Origin of the sequence: Blautia sp. MSK20_18 (assembly GCF_020553125.1) — a bacterium.
Taxonomy (GTDB): Bacteria; Bacillota; Clostridia; order Lachnospirales; family Lachnospiraceae; genus Blautia_A; species Blautia_A fusiformis.
Genome location: NZ_JAJCGR010000008.1, coordinates 26,559 through 48,176, shown reverse-complemented (window position 1 = coordinate 48,176; position 21,618 = coordinate 26,559). Strand labels below are relative to the sequence as shown.

Genomic DNA, 21,618 nt, shown 5'->3' with positions numbered 1-21,618 from the left:
ATGAGGATATACTCAGCTACTGATGTAGGGCAGAAGCGGAAGATGAATCAGGATTACGTGTTTGCATCTGAAGGTCCGGTTGGAAATCTGCCTAATCTTTTCACAGTCGCGGACGGAATGGGCGGACATAACGCCGGTGACTATGCATCCTCACATGCAGTACGGATCCTTGTGGATGAAATCCGTGAAGATGCGGATTACAATCCTGTGAAGGTTATTCGTCATGCGATCGAAGCTGCGAACACGGAGATCAGAAACCGTGCGCAGGAAGACGAAAACCTCCGGGGCATGGGAACCACTATGGTGGTGGCGACTATTGTAGATCAGTATGCCTATGTAGCCAATGTGGGTGACAGCCGTTTATATGTGATCCAGGACGGAATCCGCCAGGTCACCAGAGATCATTCCCTGGTACAGGAAATGGTGAGAATGGGCGAGATCAGCGAAGCGGAAGCACGGAATCATCCAGATAAGAACATCATTACAAGGGCACTTGGCGCGGAGAAAACGGTGGATGTGGATTTCTTTGATCTGAAACTTGAAAAAGGATGTACGATCCTGATGTGTTCAGACGGTCTCAGCAATATGGTTGAAGATGAGAAGATCCAGGAGATCATATCCGATCCGGAAGCAGATATTGATCAGAAGGGCAGTGCGCTCCTTCGGGAAGCAAATCAGAATGGTGGTAAGGATAATATTGCAGTCGTACTGGTAGAGCCATTCACGAATGAGGTGGAAGCATGTTGAAGACGGGAATGATCATAGCCGAGCGCTATGAGATCGTAGGAAAAATCGGAACTGGCGGAATGGCAGATGTCTATAAGGCTATGGACCATAAGCTGAACCGTTTTGTTGCCGTGAAGGTCCTGAAACCGGAGTTTCGGGAAGACACCACGTTTATAAAGAAATTCAGAAGTGAGGCCCAGGCGGCAGCTGGTCTTACACATCCGAATATCGTCAATGTATTTGACGTAGGAGATGACGGCGGTGTTTATTACATTGTTATGGAACTGATCGAGGGTATCACTCTGAAGGAATACATCTCCAAGAAGGGAAAGCTTTCCATTAAAGAGGCTACAAGTATCGCAATCCAGGTTTCTATGGGTCTGGAGGCGGCACACAGCCATGGTATCGTTCACAGAGATGTGAAACCTCAGAATATCATTATTTCCACAGATGGTAAAGTAAAGGTGACAGACTTTGGAATTGCCAGAGCTGCATCCTCCAATACGATCAGCTCCAATGTAATGGGATCTGTACATTACAGCTCACCTGAGCAGGTGAGAGGCGGATACAGCGATGAGAAGAGCGATATCTATTCTCTTGGAATCACACTGTATGAGATGGTCACAGGAAGAGTTCCTTTTGACGGAGATACCACTGTGGCGATCGCTATCAAGCATCTGCAGGAAGAGATGGTCCCGCCAAGTGTGTATACACCGGACCTTCCGTACAGTCTGGAGCAGATCATTCTGAAATGTACACAGAAAAGTGTAGATCGTCGTTACAGCCGTATGGAGGATGTGATCGCAGACCTGAAGCATTCTCTGATCGATCCCCAGGGTGATTTTGTAAAGCTTACTACAGTTGACAACGATGCCAAGACGGTTGTGATCTCAGAAGAAGAGCTTGGTGAGATCAAACATACACCGAAGCAGATCACAAAACCGGAGATCACCGCACTTGAGGAAGAAAAATACGACGATAACGATTACGATGATGCAGAGGAAGAATACAGACCGAGATCCGAGCATAGATCCGGAAAGAAAAAGAAGCATCATGGTTCCGGAAGAGGCCTGACGATTGCGGCACTGATCGGAGGTGCAGTTCTTCTGATCGTTCTTGTGGTAGTGCTTGGACGTGCCGCAGGACTGTTTGGAACCGGCAGCAGCGGAGCTGCAGACAGCAGCAAGGCAGAAGCGAAGCAGGATTCAGCAGCTGACGGTCTGGCAACCGTTCCTGATCTTGTAGGCAAGACAGAGGAAGAGGCTAAAACACTTGCAAACGATGCACATCTGGGTGTCCAGATGGCCGGTGAGGAGGCATCCGATCAGGAAAAAGGCAGGATCTCCCGTCAGGAGACAGCTGCGGGAACACAGGTTGAAGCCAATACAACTGTGAAATACTGGGTAAGCACCGGAACAGCACAGGTTACGATCCCGGATCTGGATGGACGTACAGGAATCGATGCACAGCAGACTCTGGAAGATCTTGGACTTCAGGTAAATGTCCAGAAAGAATACAGTGACACAGATGACAACGGATATGCACTGGTAGATCCGGGATATGTTTACAATGTCGAACCGGCAGCAGGTACTTCTGTGCAGGCAGGCTCTTCTGTAACACTGACAGTCAGTCGAGGGGTTGATTATGGCGATAATGCTGAGGTTCCGAGTGTTGTAGGAATGACCAAGGATGATGCACTTACTACTTTAGGTAAATTTATTGATATCCAGATAACAGAACAGCAGAGTACAGAAGCTGCAGGTACAGTTATCGCACAGGATCCGGAAGCCTATGCGGCAGCAGACCCGGATCAGCCGATCAGCATTACCATCAGCTCCGGTGACAAGGCTCCATCCACAGACAGCACAGCATCTACAGATAGTACAGCATCTACAGACAGTACAGCATCCACAGACAGCACAGCATCTGCGGACAGCACAGTATCCACAACTACATCTACAGCAGATGTCAATGCAAACACAGGCTGGAAATGTACACAGACACTGGATACTCCGTCCGGCTACAATGGAGGCGCGATCCGTCTGGAACTGATCCAGGACGTAAACGGTGAGCCTAAGGCATCCACCATCATTGATGGACAGAATATCAGCTTCCCGTATCAGCTTGATATCTCAGGTGCTGAGGGCGTTACCTCAGGAACCATCTATCTCTATGAAGAGGTAGACGGGGATTATCAGCAGCTTGGAACCTACACGGTTACATTCAAGAAAGCTGAGTGATCATGCAGGGAAAGATAATCAAAGGTATTGCCGGATTCTACTACGTATATGCAGAAGACGGTAATACATATGAATGCAGAGCCAAGGGAATTTTCCGTAAGGATAAATTCAAGCCTCTGGTAGGTGACAATGTGGACATTACAGTTCTGGATGGAAAGGAACTGGAGGGAAGTGTGACGGAGATCCACAAGCGGAAGAATTCTCTGATCCGTCCGGCTGTGGCCAATGTAGATCAGGCACTGGTGATCTTTGCCATGGATAATCCGAAGCCGAACTTCATGCTTTTGGATCGTTTCCTCATTATGATGGAGAGGGAAGGTGTTCCGGCAGTCATCTGTTTTAACAAAAAAGATCTGGCAACAACGGAAGAGCTGGAATTTCTCTATGAAACATACCAGAGCTGCGGCTATCAGGTGATCCTGTCAAGTGCCCTGAAGGGAGAAGGACTCGACGAGATTGAAGAAGTGCTTCAGGGCAGGACAACTGTGGTTGCCGGCCCATCCGGCGTGGGAAAATCTTCTCTTACAAATTCCCTTCAGGAAGAAGTGGAGATGGAAACCGGTGAGATCAGCCGTAAGCTGAAACGGGGAAAACATACCACGCGCCATGCACAGATCATACCGGTGGCACAGGATACATTCCTTGTGGATACGCCGGGATTTTCCTCCTTATATATTGAAAATATGGAGGAGCAGGAACTGAAGGATTACTTTCCGGAGTTCCGAAGATATGAAGGACAGTGCCGCTTTCAGGGGTGCCGTCACATACATGAACCGGGCTGCGCTGTTAAGGAAGCCCTTGAGAACAATGAGATCAGCAGACTCCGATATGAAGATTATCTGGAGCTGCACCAGGAATTAAAAGAGAAAAGGAGATACTGAGTCATGGAATACCGATTGTGCCCGTCGATCTTATCAGCAGATTTTAACAGACTGGGAGAACAGATCAAAATTCTGGAAAAGGAAGGCGTTGAATATCTGCATATTGATGTTATGGATGGAGATTTTGTTCCCAGCATTTCTTTTGGAATGCCGGTAATCAAATCGATCCGGAAAGAATCCAACATGTTTTTCGACGTACATTTGATGGTAACAGAACCGGAAAGATATATCCGCGATTTTGTAGAATGCGGAGCAGATTCCATTACTGTACATGCGGAGGCATGTGAGGATCTGGAGCGTACACTGGAGCAGATCAGGGCAGCAGGGGTAAAGGCGGCAGTTTCGATCAAGCCATCCACACCGGTAAATGACATCAGCCATCTTCTTGAAGATGTGGATATGGTGCTGATAATGACTGTTCAGCCAGGATTTGGCGGACAGAAATACATGGACGAATGCACAGAGAAGATCCAGGAGCTTCGTGAGCTTATTGATGAAGAAGAGTTGGATGTTGATATCCAGGTAGATGGTGGTATCAATGATGATACACTGGAGACGGTTATGCGTGCCGGTGCAAACCTCATGGTCGCAGGTTCCTGGGTATTTAAGGGCGATGTGTCAGCCAATGTAAGACACATTACAGAAAAAATCCACAATATCAAAAAAGAGCTGGACTGAAAATGATCGATACAATAATAATCAGCGGGGGCAATATCCAGAATGGTTTTGCCCTCGATTTTTTAAAAAAAAGAATAGAAGAAAGCCGAGGAGAGAAAATCACTCTTGTTGCTGCAGATAAGGGGATGGAATGGTTTATGAAAAACCGGGAATTTATTCCGGATCTTGCAATTGGGGATTTTGACAGTCTTTCCGAAGAAGGCCAAAAATATATGGAAAGCCTGAAGGGACTGGAGATCATCAGGCTGAAGCCAGAGAAGGATGATTCGGATACACAGTCTGCGGTAAACCAGATGATCCGCAAGGGTGCAAAGGATATCCTGATCCTGGGAGCTACCGGCACAAGGCTGGATCATGTGCTGGCGAATCTGGGACTGCTTTCCATGGGTAAGGAACAGGGCGTTCGTATTGCGATCGCAGATCAGTGGAATTATATCACACTTGCAGAAAGCGGAACCATACTGCACAGAGAGGAGCAGTTTGGAAAATATGTTTCATTCTTTACTGTGGGAGGTGATGTGACAGGCCTCACTCTGAGGGGATTTAAGTATCCGCTGAACGGATATCATCTGACAGTAGAAGACAGTGGCCTGACCGTCAGCAATGAGATTTCGGAAGAAACCGCAGAGATCCTGTATGAAAGCGGGCAGCTTCTGATGATCATGTCCAGGGACTGACAGTAACAATAATTGCCTCACAGTTGCGATTTCAGGCTGTGTATGGTAATATGGGACAGGAATGGCCTGAAAAACGGAAAGGCCTGTTTAAAGAGTATCTGAAAAATACTGTAAATAAATATATCGAAAGGACGTATATAGAGAGATGAAATTAGGAATCGTAGGTCTTCCTAACGTAGGAAAAAGTACATTATTCAATTCACTGACAAAAGCCGGAGCAGAATCCGCAAACTATCCGTTCTGTACTATCGACCCCAATGTGGGTGTTGTAACCGTTCCGGATGAGAGACTGAATCTTCTCGGAGATTTTTATAAATCAAAAAAAGTAACACCGGCAGTGATCGAATTCGTCGATATTGCAGGTCTTGTAAAAGGCGCATCTAAGGGAGAGGGACTTGGAAACCAGTTCCTTGCAAATATCCGTGAGGTAGATGCTATCGTTCACGTGGTACGCTGCTTTGAGGATTCCAATGTTGTTCATGTAGATGGAAGCATTGATCCGCTCCGCGATATCGAGACTATTAATCTGGAGCTTGTTTTCTCTGATCTTGAGATCCTCGAGAGAAGGATTGCCAAGGTTACCAAGACTGCACGTATGGATAAGGAAGCTGCCAAAGAGCTTACATTCCTTGAAAAAGTAAAGGCGCATCTGGAAGAGGGACAGCTTGCCATTACTCTGGAAACAGAGAACGAAGATGAGGATGCATGGCTTGCAACCTATAATCTTCTTACTGCAAAACCGGTGATCTATGCGGCTAACGTTGCAGAGGATGATATCGCAGATGATGGGGCGAACAATCAGTATGTACAGGCAGTACGTGAATACGCTGCCAAACAGAACAGCGAGGTATTTGTGATCTGTGCGCAGATCGAGGAGGAAATCTCCGAGCTGGATGAGGATGAGAGAAAGATGTTCCTTGAGGATCTGGGACTGACAGAATCCGGCCTTGAGAAGCTGGTGCGCGCAAGCTATCACCTTCTTGGCCTTATGAGCTTCCTGACAGCCGGAGAGGATGAGACAAGAGCATGGACCATCAAGATCGGAACCAAGGCACCGCAGGCAGCAGGTAAGATCCACACAGACTTTGAACGTGGATTTATCAAAGCAGAGGTTGTGAATTATCAGGATCTTCTGGATTGCGGTTCCTATGCAGGTGCCAGAGAGAAGGGCCTTGTACGTATGGAAGGAAAAGAGTACGTTGTACAGGACGGAGATGTGATCTTATTCAGATTTAACGTGTGATCACCAACGTCTGTGAAATACCGGCTGTAAGCTGAAAAATTATAACAGGTGATTTTATGGATATGTCAATTCGGTTTCCCGGATTAAATCTGGTTTTGGATCATGTGCCGAGATCCTTTGAGATCTTTGGCTTTGAGATCACGATCTATGGCGTACTGATCGCGATAGGAATGCTTCTGGGAATCTTTTTTGTGGCACTGGAAGCCAGAAGAAATCATGAAGATCCGGATGCATATCTGGATCTGGCCATCATAACGCTGCTTTCTGGTGTGGCAGGGGCAAGGCTGCTTTATGCGGCTTTTTCCTGGAGCCTTTATAAAAATGATCCGGGACAGCTTCTGAATATACGTTCCGGAGGACTTATGTTTTATGGCGGACTTCTGGGCGGTGTGCTGGGTGGTGCGGTCTACTGCAGGATCCGAAAGAAATCCTTCTGGCAGATGGCAGATCTTGCCTGCATGGGACTTCTGATCGGGCAGATAATAGGAAAGTGGGGAAGCTTTTTTAACAGAGAATCTTTCGGGGAATATGCAGACAACATTTTTTCCATGCAGCTGCCGCTGACTGCGGTACGGGCAGGAGAGGTCACCACGGCTATGCGTGAAAAGCTTCAAACCGTGGACAGTGGTACCTGGATTTTGGTACAGCCCTTGTTTTTCTATGAAAGTCTCTGGTGTCTGCTTGTGCTTTTGATGCTTATGATGCTGCTTCGCAAAAAAGTATTTCAGGGAGAGATCTTTCTGAAATATCTGGCAGGCTATGGTCTTGGAAGAGCAGTGCTCCAGTGGTTCCGCACAGATAAAATACTGTTTCTGGGAACCGGCGTGGATGTTTCACTGGTGATCTCGGTAATACTTTTTGTTCTTTGCACCGTGGTAGTTGCAGTGAAACGCGTGATGTCCAGAAAGCGGGCAAAAGTACGGATGAGAAGGATCGAGAAAGATCAGCAGGCAGAGAAAGAAGCGGAACAGCAACGGGAAAATGTAGCAGAGAATCTGGAAACAGAGACTGTACAGGGAGAAAAAAATGGATCAGAACGAGATACAGAAGAAAGAGGAAGCTCTTCGGAAAGCGTCACTTTTACAGCAGCTGCAGGAGGAACGGAAGAAGCTGGACAGCCAGATCAGGAGCAGGAGCGATCTTCTGAAGAATCTGGAGGCCAGCCAAAGAGTTGACCGTATTCTGGAATTATATTACGGAAACTGAGATCAAACAGATATCAAACAGATATAGGATACAGATGCTTTTGTCTGATGGATCAGAATATAGGATAGGATACCGGCATTTGGCTGATAAGAGCAGCAGAAAACTGCCCTGCAGGAAAACGTCTTCTACGACGTTTCCGGTAGGGCAGTTTTTGTGCTGTGCAGTAGGAATATATCAGTACATCTTTCGGAAATCCAGAGGAGTTGTGCCTGTGACTTTACGGAACATGGCGATAAAGTGGCTGGCATCGGAAAATCCGGAAGCGCCGGCAACATCCTGGATCTTCATATCCGGTCTGGAAAGCAGAAGCTCCCGGGCGCGGCTGATGCGGTACATGGTAACGTACTCGTAAACCGAGCAGCCCATAAAACGGCGGAACAGACGGGAAAGATACTGCGGAGAGACAAAAACGCTCCGGCTCAGCTGCGCTGCAGTGATATCCTGCTGATAACCGGTTTCGATTTCTTTTATTACCGGGATCACATATCTCTGGTAGAGCGGATTATCCTGTATCTTCGGAGAAGCTGCACAGTCTGTAAAATTCATAAGAAAATTATAGCAGTCGGAAGAAAGAGATTTCATATCCGGTGTGGGCTGATGATATTTACGCAAGGTAGAAGAAATCATTTTCCGGATACTGGCCCCCTGTTCCTTTTCGATAAGGATCACTTCCTGGTTGTCTGTCATGGAAGGAATGCTGCCTGCCAGTGTTCCTGTGAAGGTGGCAAACATCGTGGTCCATGAAGTAGACTCCCTGTGATAGGAATGAGGGACACCGGGGGCGATGAGGATGCCCTCGTTGGCTCCGAGAGTATAAAATTTTCCACGGACTTCAATGCGTCCGGTACCCTTTTCAGTCTGGAGGTAATGATAATACGGATATCCGTCCGGACGGAAGATATTAACCTGATTCCAGTGGTTCCCAAGAGATTCAAACATGAAGGGAGCACTGACCGGAGTGTTTCTGAAATAGATCGACATGATATTCACCTGTTTCTAAATGTTATATATTTTGGCGAAACATATTATACCATAATCCGGTGGATTATACTATAATGATCATAGCATAAAAAACGAAGAATCCGGCAGAAAAAACAGAATCTGCCGGGCAGGAGGAAAAAATGAAAAAATTTGATCATTCTCTGTTAAAAGATCCCCGGTATTTCAGCGACGGAAGAATGGATGCCCACTCAGATCATACATATTATCGCTGTGAGGAAGAGAGAGAAGATGGGAAAACTTCTTTCCGTCACAGTCTGAATGGTCTCTGGAAGTTCCATTATGCACGGAATTATGCATCTGCTATCCCAGGCTTTGAGGAAGAAGCATATTCCTGTAAGGACTGGGAGGACATTTATGTGCCGGCACATATCCAGATGGAAGGATATGATGCACCGCAGTATGCCAATGTCCAGTATCCGTGGGAAGGCCATGAAGAACTTCATCCGGGACAGATCCCGGAACGTTTTAACCCGGTGGCAAGCTATGTGAGATATTTCCATGTGCCGGAGAGCATGAAAGGAAAAAGAGTATTTGTTTCATTCCAGGGAGCAGAGAGCGGCCTGGCTCTGTGGCTCAATGGAAAATTTGTGGGATACAGTGAAGATTCTTTTACTCCGTCAGAATTCGAGCTTACGGAATATCTGAAGGACGGCGAGAACAAGCTGGCGGCACAGGTGTTTAAATGGACAGCCAGCAGCTGGTGCGAGGATCAGGATTTTTACCGTTTTTCCGGAATTTACAGAGATGTTTATCTGTTTACGGTACCGGATGTCCATGTATATGATCTCAGGATCCGTGCCATTCCGGATGAAACTCTCAAAAAAGCCGAGCTTGAGATTGTGACCAGTACCTGGGGAAAAGGAAAAATGAAGCTTACACTTTCCGGAAAGGGAGAGATCCTTTTGCAGGAGGAAAGATCTCTGAACGGAGAGGATACCTGTACCTGGGAGATTCAGGATCCCCTTCTCTGGAGTGCAGAAGAGCCGAATCTCTATGATCTGGAGCTGGAGATCAGTGATGAAAGCGGAAAGCTCCAGGAGATCATCCCGGAGAAAGTTGGTTTCCGCCGTTTTGAAATGAAGGATGGTATCATGACCCTTAACGGAAAACGTATCGTATTCAAGGGTGTGAACCGTCATGAGTTCAGCTCTGTCACAGGAAGACATGTGTCCCGGGAGGAACTGCTCAAAGACATCGTGATCATGAAACAGAACAACATCAATGCGATCCGTACCTGTCATTATCCGGATGCATCTCCGATCTACCGTCTCTGTGATGAATATGGTATTTACATGATCGCAGAAAACAATCTGGAGTCTCACGGAACCTGGGATATAGCAGAATTTACCGGAGATCACACGGATATCGTTCCGCACAACAAACCAGAATGGCTGGGCATGATGCTAGACCGTGTAAATTCCATGTATCAGCGTGACAAGAACCACCCGGCGATCCTGATCTGGTCCTGTGGAAATGAATCCTTTGGTGGAAAAGATATCTTTGAGATGTCTGAGTTCTACCGCAAGAATGATCCTACAAGACTGGTACATTATGAGGGGGTTTTCCATGACCGCAGCTACAATGCCACCAGTGACATGGAAAGCCAGATGTATCCTTCCGTAGAAGCGATCCGGGAGTTCCTTGCAAAGGATGACAGCAAGCCGTTTATTTGCTGTGAGTATACCCATGCAATGGGAAATTCCTGCGGTGCAATGCATAAATATACAGATCTTACAGATACAGAACCGAAATATCAGGGTGGCTTTATCTGGGATTACATTGATCAGTCTATTTACAAAAAAGACCGTTACGGTAAAGAATTCCAGGCATACGGCGGAGACTTCGGTGAACGTCCTACAGATTATAATTTCAGTGGAAACGGTATCGCATACGGCGGAGACAGAGATGCTTCACCAAAGATGCAGGAGGTAAAATTCAACTACCAGAATATCACTGCGCAGGTAAGTGAGGATTCTGTTAAGATCATTAACAAAAATCTTTTTGTAAATACGGACACATTCCGGTGTGAAGTGACTCTTGCAAAGAACGGTCATGTCCTCCGCACAGAGACACTGGATACAGCGGTGGAGCCTTTAAGCCAACAGACCTACAGACTTCCATTTGGAAAACAGCAGCGCCCGGGCGAATATACGGTAACCGTAGCCTTCCTTCTCAGAGAAAAAACACTTTGGGCAGAGGCAGGACATGAGGTTGCTTTCGGCCAGTATGTTTATCAGGTGGAAGGAACACCGGAAGCTCCTGCGTGTGGCGTGGAGCTTGTGAGAAGCCTTCATAACATCGGTGTCCGCGGGGAAAATTTCGAAGTGCTGTTTTCCGTTCTCAATGGTGGTCTGGTTTCGTATAAATATGCAGGAAGAGAAATGATCGAAGCGATTCCGAAGCCCAACTTCTGGAGAGCCCCTACAGATAATGATTGCGGAAGTCTGATGCAGATGCGCTATGCACAGTGGAAGATCGCCAGCATGTACGCAAGTCATAAGGATTACCGAAAAGGCATGTATGGTCCGGCCAATGCTCCGGAGACAACGGTTCACGAAAACAGCGTGGAGGTTGCTTTTACCTACATCCTGCCAACTACGCCTGCCAGTGAATGCCGTCTTGCCTATGAGGTAACCGGAGATGGAAGAGTAAAGACAACGCTGACCTATGATCCTGTAAAAGAGCTGGGTGATATGCCGGAGTTCGGAGTACTCTTTAAATTCAATGCGGATTATGATCATGTTCAGTGGTACGGCCTGGGACCGGCAGAGACTTATGCAGACCGGAAGCATGGCGCAAAGCTCGGCATTTATGAGAATCTCGTGACAGACAATATGGCACGCTATCTTGTGCCGCAGGAATGCGGAAACAAAGAGGAAGTACGCTGGGCAAAGATCACAGACAGAAAGGGTAGAGGAATGCTCTTTGAGATGGATAAAGAAAACGGCCCGATGATGTTCTCGGCACTTCCATATACTCCTCATGAAATGGAAAATGCCATGCATCCCTATGAGCTTCCGGCAATCCATTATACCGTTGTCCGTGCCGCAAAGGCGCAGATGGGTGTTGGAGGAGATGACAGCTGGGGTGCCCGCACCCATCCGGAATACCTTCTGGATACTAATGGAAAGATGAAATTTTCCTTTGCGTTCAAAGGCCTTTAAAATGTCATAAAATAACAGAACATAAAGTCAGAAAAAAGCTTCCGGCGACTGTCCGGAAGCTTTTTCATTTCATAATAATGCACAGAAAATAAACAGGTTGAAAAAAAACCTGTGGATATTTCATGAAATGAAAAAAAACTTGGATATGCACTTGTTTTTTCATGGTAAATAGTTTAGAATGATTACATAAGTGGTAGAAAGTGGTGAATAGTGGTAGCGAATGGGGATGAGTGGCAGAACACACCATTTGCACCCTGGAAGCACGAAGGGGAGAATCGTGTTTCACGAGAGTAGGTGGGTTTCATGTTCATGGGCGAGTATAATCATACGATCGACGCGAAGGGGCGTCTGATCATCCCTTCCAGGTTCAGGGAACTCTTAGGGGAAGAGTTCGTACTGACAAGAGGGTTGGATGGTTGCCTTTCTATTTATCCGATGGATGAATGGGTTGCTTTTGAAGAGAAACTCCGAGCATTACCACTTACAAATAAAGACGCAAGAACCTTTTCACGTTTCTTTGTAGCCGGAGCTACAACATGTCAGCTGGATAAGCAGGGAAGAATCTTGGTGCCGCAGACGCTGCGCCAGTTCGCTGGTCTGGATAAGGATGTGGTGCTTACGGGTAATCTGAACCGGATCGAGGTTTGGAGCAAAGAGAAGTGGAGCGAGAACTGCAATTATGATGATATGGACAGCATTGCGGAAAGCATGCAGAACATAGGAATCGTCATTTGAGCATAACGCAGGTAGAAATCCCACAGGAGACGGATATGGAATTTAAGCATAAATCTGTATTACTCAATGAGACCATTGACGGCTTAAGGGTAAAGCCGGATGGAATCTATGTGGATGGCACTTTAGGAGGAGCGGGACACGCCACAGAGGTGTGTAAGAAACTTTCTGCCAAGGGGAGATTTATTGGCATAGATCAAGACCAGGATGCGATAATTGCTGCGAGTGAACGGCTGTCAGCCTTTAATCAGGTGACAATCATTCGCAGCAATTATTGTTACATGGCAGATGAGCTGAGATCCCGTGGCATTGAGAAGGTGGACGGGATCCTGCTGGATTTGGGAGTGTCATCTTATCAGCTGGATAATGAAGAGCGAGGTTTTTCCTATCGGTACGATTCTCCTCTGGACATGCGAATGGACAGAAGACAGAGCCGTACAGCCGGTGATATAGTCAACGGTTATGAGGAACGGGAGCTGTATCGGATTATCCGCGATTACGGCGAAGATAAATTTGCCAAAAATATAGCGAAACACATTGTGGCTGCCAGAGAGCAGGCACCGATCCGGACAACCGGAGAACTGACAGAGATCATACGGGGTGCGATCCCCATGAAAATACAAGCTACAGGAGGACATCCGGCCAAGAGGACTTTTCAGGCAATACGTATTGAGCTCAACCGGGAGCTTGACGTGCTCCGGGATTCCCTGGACGGCATGATCGATCTCCTGGATGACGGAGGAAGGATCTGTATCATTACATTCCATTCTCTGGAAGACAGGATCGTTAAGACCATTTTCCGAAAAAATGAAAATCCCTGTACCTGCCCGCCGGATTTTCCGGTCTGCGTATGCGGAAAGAAATCCAAGGGTAAGGTGATCACAAGGAAACCGATCTTACCGGGAAAAGAGGAAATGGAAGAGAATCCGAGGTCCAAAAGTGCGAAGCTTCGTATTTTTGAACGGAAAATGTAGTTGAGAGATGGAAGGTAGGCAAATGGCGAAGACAGGAAGAGGGACTACAGCCAGAAGAAATCGAAATACCGTCAGGAACAGCAGAGAAATGTATGTTCAGGGAAATGCGGTAAAACGGCTGCAGGAAGTTCCTCAGAGGACTGATCTGCCCGAGATACAGGAAAGGCGACGGCTGGCTCAGAAAAGAAAACAGAAATCCGCAGTACCTGTGACACCGGCAAAACAGGTGGTAAGCAGACAGGCACAGCGGAACCGGGAAAAGGCAATGGCCATGAACAAGGGGTTCGTTCTGTTTCTTACGGCAGTTTCCATCGCGGTACTTTTTACCTGTATCAATTATCTTCAGGTAAAATCCGAAATCACGGCGAGTATGAAAAATGTTGCAAATCTGGAATCTGAGCTTGCACAGCTGAAAGAAGATAACGATGCATATTACAGTCAGGTCACTTCTGCAGTGGATATCAGCGAGATCAAGAAAAAAGCTATCGGCGAGCTCGGAATGAAATATCCTTCGGAGGATCAGATACAGACCTATACCACAGAAGGAAACAGTTATGTGAGACAGTATCAGGATGTGGACACACACAAGTAACAGAAGTACAGTTTTTAAGCAGGTGATCGATTGAGTACAAGAAGGCGCAGGCCGGTAAAAAAAATAAATTACAGTATGAAGAAAAAGCTGGCAGTACTATTTTCCTTAGTGTTGCTGGCTTTAGTCGGTTTGGTGGCAAGAATTACCTATATCAATGCCACCAGCGGAAGCAAATATCGAAAGCAGGTGCTGAGTCAGGCTCAGCAGAAATATGAAAATCAGACACTTCCGGCAAAAAGAGGAGATATCTATGACCGGAACGGGAATATCCTGGCAACCAGCAACAAGGTCTATAATGTGGTCCTTGACTGTCTGGAGGTCAATAAGGATCAGGATTCCGTGGAGCCTACCATAAAGGCTCTTGTGGAAGTCCTGGGATTGGATGAAGATGAGATGCGGAAGCTTCTCACCGACAGCAGTACAAAAAAAAGTCAGTATCAGATCGTAAAGAAACAGATTTCCATGGACGACAAAAAAGCCTTCGAAAAATACGAAGATCCGGGGGACGACAGTGAACTGACTGCCACGCAGCTGAAAGAACGTTCCAGGATCACAGGTGTATGGTTTGAAGAAGATTATCTCAGATCTTATCCGTTTAATGAGACTGCCTGTGATACCGTTGGATTTACACTTTCCAGAGATGTGGCGGATGCCGGACTGGAAGGATATTACAATGCGACACTTACCGGCGTGGATGGAAGACAGTACGGATACATCAACAACAATTCCGATGTAGAACAGACGATCATCGAACCGACGGATGGCAAAAGCATTGAGACCTCGCTGGATCTGGGACTTCAGCAGATCGTGGAAAAATACGTAAATACCTTTGAAGAAAAGATGGGAGCCAAAAATGTAGGCGTGATCATCGAGGATCCGAAAACAGGAGAGATCCTGGCAATGGACGGCGGTGACCGTTATGACCTGAATAACCCGAGAGATCTTTCAAATGTGTATTCCCAGAGTGAGATCGCTGCTATGAACGATGAGGAAACCGTGGAAGCGCTGAACGGAATGTGGAGTAATTTCTGCGTGACAGATGCCTACGAGCCGGGATCGGTTGTAAAGCCCATCGTTATGGGCTCCGCACTTGAAATGGGAGCGATTTCCGAGAGCGATAATTTTGTCTGTGACGGCGGACAGTCTTTTGGAGCGGAAGGTGCGACTACTTTTATCAAATGTGCGGTATGGCCGGATGCTCACGGGACAGAAGCTCTTTCCGATGTCATTGCCAATTCCTGCAACGATGGTATGATGCAGATCGCAGCAAAGATGGGAAAAGATAATTTTCTTAAGACACAGAGCGTTTTCAATTTCGGAACAAGAACCGGTATCGATCTTCCCAATGAGGGAAGCGGTGTGATCCATACCAGCGATACCATGGGAGAAACGGAGCTTGCATGCTCTGCTTTCGGACAGGGCTATACACTGACCATGATACAGGAGATCAATGCAATGTGTTCTGTGATCAATGGAGGATACTACTATCAGCCTCATCTGGTGACGAAGATCAAGGACAGCAGCGGCGGAATCGTAAAAACGATCTCTCCGACACTGATGAAGCAGACGATTTCTGAGAAGATATCTGCAGATATCCGCTCCTACATGGCTGCCAGCGTAGACCATGGTACCAGCCGTACCTCCAAGGTGCAGGGCTACAGCTCCGGTGGTAAAACCGGTACTGCCGAGAAGCTTCCGCGAGGCAATGGCAAGTATCTGGTATCCTTTATCGGATTTGCACCGGTAGATGATCCGGCGCTTGTGATCTATGTAGTTGTGGATGAGCCGAAGGTAGATGATCAGGCAAGCAGTACGTACGCACAGTACATTGCACAGGGAATCCTTTCCGAAGCACTTCCGTATCTGAATGTACAGCCGGATGAGGCAGAGGATGGAGAAGTTCCGACTACAGAGCTGTGGGAACTTTTTAAGGGAATCAGCGATTCTGCAACAGGAACCGGCGCGGACGGGCAGAAGGAGGCAATTTCCGATGAGAATGTACCAAGTCCGCCGGAAGATGAGTCGGAGGACAGTGATACCGAAGATAATAACGATATGCAGAGCGAAGGTCTTACCAACGAGGAGGCCGGTCTGGAATAGATAAAAAGAATACCCTCTTAGGGGAACGTCATATATTACAGTGACGACCTCTGAGAGGGATTTTTTTATGATCCGGACCATGGTTTATCACAGGAAAAAAATATGGATGGTTTTTCTGATCTGCATAATGCTTCTTCTGGGACTTGTGGGAAGACTCTGGTATCTTATGAACGTTCGGGCAGAATATTATTCAAAAAAGGCGGAGGATCTTCATGAGAGGGAACGTGACATAAAAGCAGCCAGGGGAAAGATCCTGGACATCAGGGGAAATATTCTGGCAGATAACCGGACAGTCTGCACAGTATCGGTGATACACAGCCAGATCAAAGATCCTGAAAAAGTAATCCGTGTACTGTCCGGAGCATTGTCTGTAAAAGAAGAGGAAATCCGAAAAAAAGTTGAAAAAATTTCTTCTATTGAAAGAATACAGACAAACGTGGAAAAAAGCATTGGAGACAGGATCCGGGAATATGACCTTGAGGGAGTGAAAGTAGATGAGGATTATCGGAGATATTATCCTTATGGATCTCTCGCTTCAAAAGTACTGGGATTTACCGGAGGTGATAATCAGGGGATCATTGGTCTTGAAGTGAAATACGATGAGATCCTGAAAGGAGAGCCCGGAAAGATCCTCACAGTTACGGATGCACGTGGTGTGGAGATCGACGGAACCGGAGAACGGAGGAAGGAACCGGTGTCAGGAAATACTCTGCGTACCAGTCTGGATGTTAATATCCAGGAATATGTGCAGCAGGCAGCAGGTAAAGTCATGGAAGAAAAACAGGCGGAGAGAGTTTCCATACTGCTTATGAACCCTCAGAACGGAGAAATCTATGCCTGTGTCAATGTGCCTGAATTTGATCTGAACGATCCGTTTACTCTGAATACAGAAGAAACAGCAGCAGAGGGAGAAAAGAAGCAGGATCTTCTGAACCGGATGTGGAGAAACCCCTGCCTGAATGATACCTATGAACCTGGCTCGACTTTTAAGATCATCACTATGGCAGCAGGGCTGGAGGAAGGAGTGGTGTCAACAGAGGATCGTTTTTTCTGTCCGGGCTATAAGGTGGTGGAGGATCGGCGGATCCACTGTGCAAAGAGAACAGGACATGGTGCGCAGAGTTTTGTAGAAGGTGCCCAGAACTCCTGTAACCCGGTATTTATTGAGGTGGGTCTGCGGCTTGGAGCAGACCGTTATTATAAATATTTTAAACAGTTCGGACTTTTGAAAAAAACAGGAATAGATCTTCCGGGAGAGGCAGGAACGATCATGCATAACCCCAAAAATATGGGCGAGGTGGAGCTTGCCACGGTATCCTTTGGCCAGTCGTTTCAGATCACACCGATCCAGCTTGCAACAACCGTCAGTGGGATCATCAATGGCGGAAACCGGATCACACCTCATTTTGGGATCAGCGTGGAAAGTGCGGACGGAACAAAGGTGCGGACACTGGAATATCCGGTGGAAAGCGGGATCGTGTCCGGTGAGACTTCCCGGACAGTACGTACGATCCTGGAAACTGTAGTTTCAGAAGGCTCCGGAAAAAATGCCGGGATCCAGGGGTTTTCCATTGGGGGAAAAACAGCTACCTCTCAGACACTGCCCAGAGGCTCCGGCAGATATATTTCTTCATTTCTGGGGTTTGCCCCGGCAGAGGATCCGAAGGTCCTGGCTCTTTGTATCATCTATGCACCCCAGGGTATGTATTATGGTGGGATCATTGCTGCACCGGTGGTACGCAGTATTTTTGAAAATGTACTTCCCTATCTTGGAATCGAGAGGACAGTTACGGAAACTCCATTCGGGGAAAACCGGGCAGATGGGGTTGATTAATGAGGATAAAAGCCTTATACTGTTGAAGAAGTATAAAAAAACGAAAGAATTAGAGGTGTGAGGATGGAGTTTCATGTTGTGATCCCTGTGCTGATCTCATTTGCGATCAGCCTTGTATTAGGACCGATTGTTATCCCTTTTTTAAGAAGACTTAAAATGGGACAGACAGAGAGAGAGCTGGGTGTGCAGTCCCACCTGAAAAAGAACGGTACCCCTACTATGGGTGGGGTGATCTTTCTCATTGCAACAACTGTAACATCACTGTTTTATATCAGAGATTATCCGATGATCATCCCGGTACTTTTCCTGACACTGGGATTTGGACTGATCGGATTTCTGGATGATTATCTGAAGGTAGTTCTGAAGCGTTCTGACGGACTTCTGCCATGGCAGAAAATGGCACTGCAGATCGTTGTGACAGCTGTATTTGCTTTTTATCTTGTAAATTATTCCAACGTATCCCTGACTATGAAGATCCCGTTCTGGAGCGGACATTATCTGAACCTGGGATGGTTTGCGGTTCCGGTACTGTTCTTTGCGGTGATCGGTACAGTAAACGGAGTCAATTTTACGGATGGACTTGACGGACTGGCTTCCAGTGTTACCCTGATCGTGGCAGTATTCTTTACGGTGGTTTCCCTTGGAATGAACAGTGGTGTGGAACCGATCACCTGTGCAGTTGTGGGCAGTCTGATGGGATTTCTTCTGTTTAATGTATATCCTGCCAAGGTATTTATGGGAGACACCGGTTCTCTGGCATTGGGTGGCTTTGTGGCTGGTGTGGCTTATGCCATGCAGATGCCGCTGTTTATCATCCTGGTCGGACTGATCTACCTTGTGGAGGTATTGTCTGTTATGCTCCAGGTATCCTATTTCAAGGCAACACACGGAAAAAGAATCTTCAAGATGGCGCCTATCCACCATCATTTTGAGCTTTGTGGGTGGTCTGAGACACGAGTTGTTGCAGTGTTCTCTGTTGTAACTGCTATTATGTGCCTGATCGCTCTCCTGGCATTATAAGGAGGAACAGAAAAATGGATTTAAAAGGAAAAAAAGTTCTCGTTTTCGGAGCCGGAAAAAGCGGCATTGGAGCAGCTGATCTGCTTGGAAGTGCAGGAGCACAGCCGGTGATCTATGACGGAAACGCAGATCTTGATAAAGAGGCAGTTTTACATAAAACAAACGGAAAATACACCCCGGAGATCTGGGCCGGAGATTTTCCGGAGAGAGCGCTGGACAGTCTTGATCTTGTAGTGCTAAGTCCGGGAGTTCCCACAGACCTGCCGCTGGTAAAGAGCTTCTATGAAAAGGGCCTTCCGGTATGGAGCGAGGTGGAGCTTGCCTATCGTACAGGCAAGGGAGAGGTTCTTGCGATCACAGGAACCAACGGTAAGACAACAACAACAGCACTCCTCGGAAAGATCATGGGAGATGCCCGTGAATCTGTATTTGTTGTAGGAAATATCGGAACTGCATATACATCCAAATCATTGGAGATGAGGGAGGATTCCGTAACTGTTGCGGAGATCAGCAGCTTTCAGCTGGAGACTATTGACCAGTTCCGCCCGAAGGTAAGTGCGATCCTCAACATCACAGAGGACCATCTGAACCGTCATCATACCATGGAGGAATACATCCGTGTAAAAGAGCTGATCACCAAAAATCAGGGACCGGAAGATGTATGTGTTCTGAATTACGAGGATGAAGTCCTTCGTAAATTCGGTGAAAATATCGTTCCGAAGGTGGTATATTTCTCAAGTCTTCGCAAACTGGATCAGGGAATCTATCTGGACGGAGATCAGATCATGCTCAAAACAGAAAAAGAAGAGATCCCGATCGTAAAAACCGAAGAGCTTAAGATCCTGGGACGTCATAATCACGAGAATGTAATGGCAGCAGCCGCCATGGCATATTATGCGGGTGTTTCTGTGGAGAGTATCCGCAAGAGTGTCTGTGAGTTTGTGGCAGTTCCACACAGGATCGAGTATGTGACAGAGAAAAACGGTGTTGCATATTACAACGATTCCAAGGGAACCAATCCGGATGCGGCCATCAAGGGGATTCAGGCAATGAACCGTCCGACTCTTCTGATCGGCGGTGGCTATGACAAGGAATCCAGCTATGATGAGTGGATAGAATCCTTCGACGGAAAAGTCCGTTATCTTGTTCTCATCGGTCAGACGAAAGAGAAGATCAAAGCAGCAGCAGAACGTCTTGGATTTACAGATATCATCCTCTGCGAGGATCTGAAGGAAGCTGTCCGGGTCTGTGCGGAAAAAGCCAATCCCGGAGATGCAGTTCTGCTTTCACCGGCATGTGCGAGCTGGGGACAGTTTGATAATTATGAGCAGCGCGGTGACATGTTCAAGGAATACGTGAAAGCACTGTAATAATCCGAAAAATACATACATAAGCTGAAATAAAGACCACTGTGGAGGCCATGCATGAAGGCAGGACAGAAACAGACCGGAAAGACAGATACCGTTCTCTGGGTACTGGTTCTGATTCTGGTGGTATTGGGACTCGGGGCGCTTTTTTCGGCAAGTGAATATAATGGCAGAGTACGTTTCCACGACTCTGCCTATTATTTTAAAAAGCAGCTCTTTGCCACGGCACTGGGGCTGCTTGTTATGTATCTGGCATCACGGGTAGATTACCGGCTGTCTGTAAAGCTGGCGCCGGCTGCCTATATTTTTTCGCTTTTTCTGTCTGCTGCAGTCCTGCTTTTCGGACAGGAGATCAATGGATCGAAGAGGTGGCTGAACCTGGGGCCGCTTTCCTTTCAGCCGTCGGAGTTTTCCAAGGTGGCAGTGATATTGTTTCTGGTGTGGCAGATCAGCAATACAAAAAGCAAAACAACCGGATTCTGGTTTATCTGCAGGACTATGATGACTTTGCTTCCGGTAGCAGGTCTGGTGGGCTCCAATAACTTAAGCACAGCGGTGATCATTCTGGGGATCGGTGTGCTGCTGATCTTTGTGGCCAATCCCAGGTATCTGCAGTTTCTCGCGCTTGGAGGTGCGGGGATAGGATTTATTGTGGTTTTTCTTGCCGCGGAGAGTTATCGTCTGGAACGCCTGGCAATCTGGCGGGATCCGGAAAAATATGAAAAAGGATTTCAGACCATACAGGGCCTGTATGCAATCGGAAGCGGAGGGATCTTCGGCAAGGGGTTCGGGAACAGTCTGCAGAAGCTGGGATTTGTCCCGGAAGCCCAGAATGATATGATATTTTCTATTGTGTGTGAGGAAACGGGGATACTGGGAGCCTTTCTGACACTTTTTCTGTTTGGTATTCTGATCTGGAGGCTTTGTATTCTGGCATTAAACTGCCGGGATCTGCAGGGAACGCTGCTGTGCGCCGGGATCATGGCACATATGGCAATACAGGTAGTCCTGAATGTTGCAGTAGTAACGAATACGATTCCCAACACCGGGATCACTCTGCCCTTTGTAAGCTATGGCGGAACTTCTGTTGTTTTTCTTCTGGGGGAAATGGGGCTGGCCTTAAGTGTCAGCAGTCACAGACATGGAAGGATCACATAGAATAACAAGTAAGAGGCCCTTTTA

General features: G+C 47.1%; 17 protein-coding genes. 16 read left to right on the top strand and 1 reads right to left on the bottom strand.

All coding sequences use genetic code 11. From position 1 onward, the window contains the following. From LI091_RS06730 to lgt, 7 genes are all read left to right on the top strand, one after another. Positions 1-747, top strand: coding sequence for a Stp1/IreP family PP2C-type Ser/Thr phosphatase (locus tag LI091_RS06730; protein WP_021651617.1), 747 nt, complete (start codon positions 1-3; stop codon positions 745-747). Next, positions 741-2,966: a Stk1 family PASTA domain-containing Ser/Thr kinase gene (pknB, locus tag LI091_RS06725; RefSeq protein ID WP_178818049.1), complete on the top strand. Its 2,226-nt coding sequence runs from the start codon at positions 741-743 to the stop codon at positions 2,964-2,966. Before LI091_RS06730 ends, pknB begins: the two co-directional genes overlap by 7 nt. Positions 2,967-2,968: 2 nt before the next feature. Continuing rightward, the gene (gene rsgA / locus LI091_RS06720) at positions 2,969-3,847 is read left to right on the top strand and encodes a ribosome small subunit-dependent GTPase A (RefSeq protein ID WP_178818051.1); all 879 of its coding nucleotides are present in this window, start codon (positions 2,969-2,971) and stop codon (positions 3,845-3,847) included. 3 nt (positions 3,848-3,850) lie between these two features. Further along, positions 3,851-4,525, top strand: a complete 675-nt coding sequence (gene rpe / locus LI091_RS06715; protein WP_265190957.1) for a ribulose-phosphate 3-epimerase — start codon at positions 3,851-3,853, stop codon at positions 4,523-4,525. 2 nt (positions 4,526-4,527) lie between these two features. After that, entirely contained in the window at positions 4,528-5,202 is a 675-nt protein-coding gene (locus tag LI091_RS06710; protein ID WP_118752749.1) for a thiamine diphosphokinase, read from the top strand. A gap of 145 nt (positions 5,203-5,347) precedes the next feature. Beyond that, complete coding sequence (ychF, locus tag LI091_RS06705) at positions 5,348-6,445, top strand: redox-regulated ATPase YchF (RefSeq protein ID WP_022426886.1); 1,098 nt, start codon at positions 5,348-5,350, stop codon at positions 6,443-6,445. Positions 6,446-6,501: 56 nt separating this feature from the next. After that, the gene (lgt, locus tag LI091_RS06700) at positions 6,502-7,620 is read left to right on the top strand and encodes a prolipoprotein diacylglyceryl transferase (protein ID WP_265190956.1); all 1,119 of its coding nucleotides are present in this window, start codon (positions 6,502-6,504) and stop codon (positions 7,618-7,620) included. Positions 7,621-7,825: 205 nt separating this feature from the next. On the opposite strand, the gene LI091_RS06695 is transcribed toward lgt, so the two are convergent. Beyond that, on the bottom strand, positions 7,826-8,632 hold the full coding sequence (locus tag LI091_RS06695) for a helix-turn-helix domain-containing protein (protein ID WP_015526109.1): 807 nt from the start codon (positions 8,630-8,632) through the stop codon (positions 7,826-7,828). Positions 8,633-8,772: 140 nt separating this feature from the next. Between LI091_RS06695 and LI091_RS06690 the strand changes: the two genes are divergently transcribed. The 9 genes from LI091_RS06690 to LI091_RS06650 all read left to right on the top strand — a co-directional run bounded on the left by LI091_RS06690 (position 8,773) and on the right by LI091_RS06650 (position 21,594). Continuing rightward, on the top strand, positions 8,773-11,817 hold the full coding sequence (locus LI091_RS06690; protein ID WP_265190955.1) for a glycoside hydrolase family 2 TIM barrel-domain containing protein: 3,045 nt from the start codon (positions 8,773-8,775) through the stop codon (positions 11,815-11,817). A gap of 303 nt (positions 11,818-12,120) precedes the next feature. Next, a complete protein-coding gene (gene mraZ / locus LI091_RS06685) occupies positions 12,121-12,552 on the top strand; it encodes a division/cell wall cluster transcriptional repressor MraZ (RefSeq protein ID WP_021651636.1) in 432 nt (143 codons plus the stop codon). Positions 12,553-12,587: 35 nt separating this feature from the next. Then, positions 12,588-13,523 (top strand): 16S rRNA (cytosine(1402)-N(4))-methyltransferase RsmH, encoded by a 936-nt coding sequence (gene rsmH / locus LI091_RS06680; protein WP_015526106.1) that lies wholly within the window; start codon positions 12,588-12,590, stop codon positions 13,521-13,523. A gap of 22 nt (positions 13,524-13,545) precedes the next feature. Continuing rightward, complete coding sequence (locus LI091_RS06675; protein WP_015526105.1) at positions 13,546-14,115, top strand: hypothetical protein; 570 nt, start codon at positions 13,546-13,548, stop codon at positions 14,113-14,115. 30 nt (positions 14,116-14,145) lie between these two features. Further along, positions 14,146-16,215: a peptidoglycan D,D-transpeptidase FtsI family protein gene (locus LI091_RS06670; RefSeq protein ID WP_227588587.1), complete on the top strand. Its 2,070-nt coding sequence runs from the start codon at positions 14,146-14,148 to the stop codon at positions 16,213-16,215. A 67-nt stretch (positions 16,216-16,282) separates the two neighbouring features. After that, positions 16,283-18,049, top strand: a complete 1,767-nt coding sequence (locus LI091_RS06665; protein ID WP_215638556.1) for a peptidoglycan D,D-transpeptidase FtsI family protein — start codon at positions 16,283-16,285, stop codon at positions 18,047-18,049. Between the two features lie 63 nt (positions 18,050-18,112). Further along, positions 18,113-19,069 (top strand): phospho-N-acetylmuramoyl-pentapeptide-transferase, encoded by a 957-nt coding sequence (gene mraY, locus LI091_RS06660; RefSeq protein WP_015526100.1) that lies wholly within the window; start codon positions 18,113-18,115, stop codon positions 19,067-19,069. 14 nt (positions 19,070-19,083) lie between these two features. Further along, on the top strand, positions 19,084-20,439 hold the full coding sequence (murD, locus tag LI091_RS06655; protein WP_173739726.1) for a UDP-N-acetylmuramoyl-L-alanine--D-glutamate ligase: 1,356 nt from the start codon (positions 19,084-19,086) through the stop codon (positions 20,437-20,439). 54 nt (positions 20,440-20,493) lie between these two features. Further along, positions 20,494-21,594 carry an FtsW/RodA/SpoVE family cell cycle protein gene (locus tag LI091_RS06650; protein WP_173776002.1) on the top strand — a complete coding sequence of 367 codons (1,101 nt, stop codon included), beginning with the start codon at positions 20,494-20,496 and terminating at the stop codon, positions 21,592-21,594. Positions 21,595-21,618 lie beyond the last annotated feature (24 nt).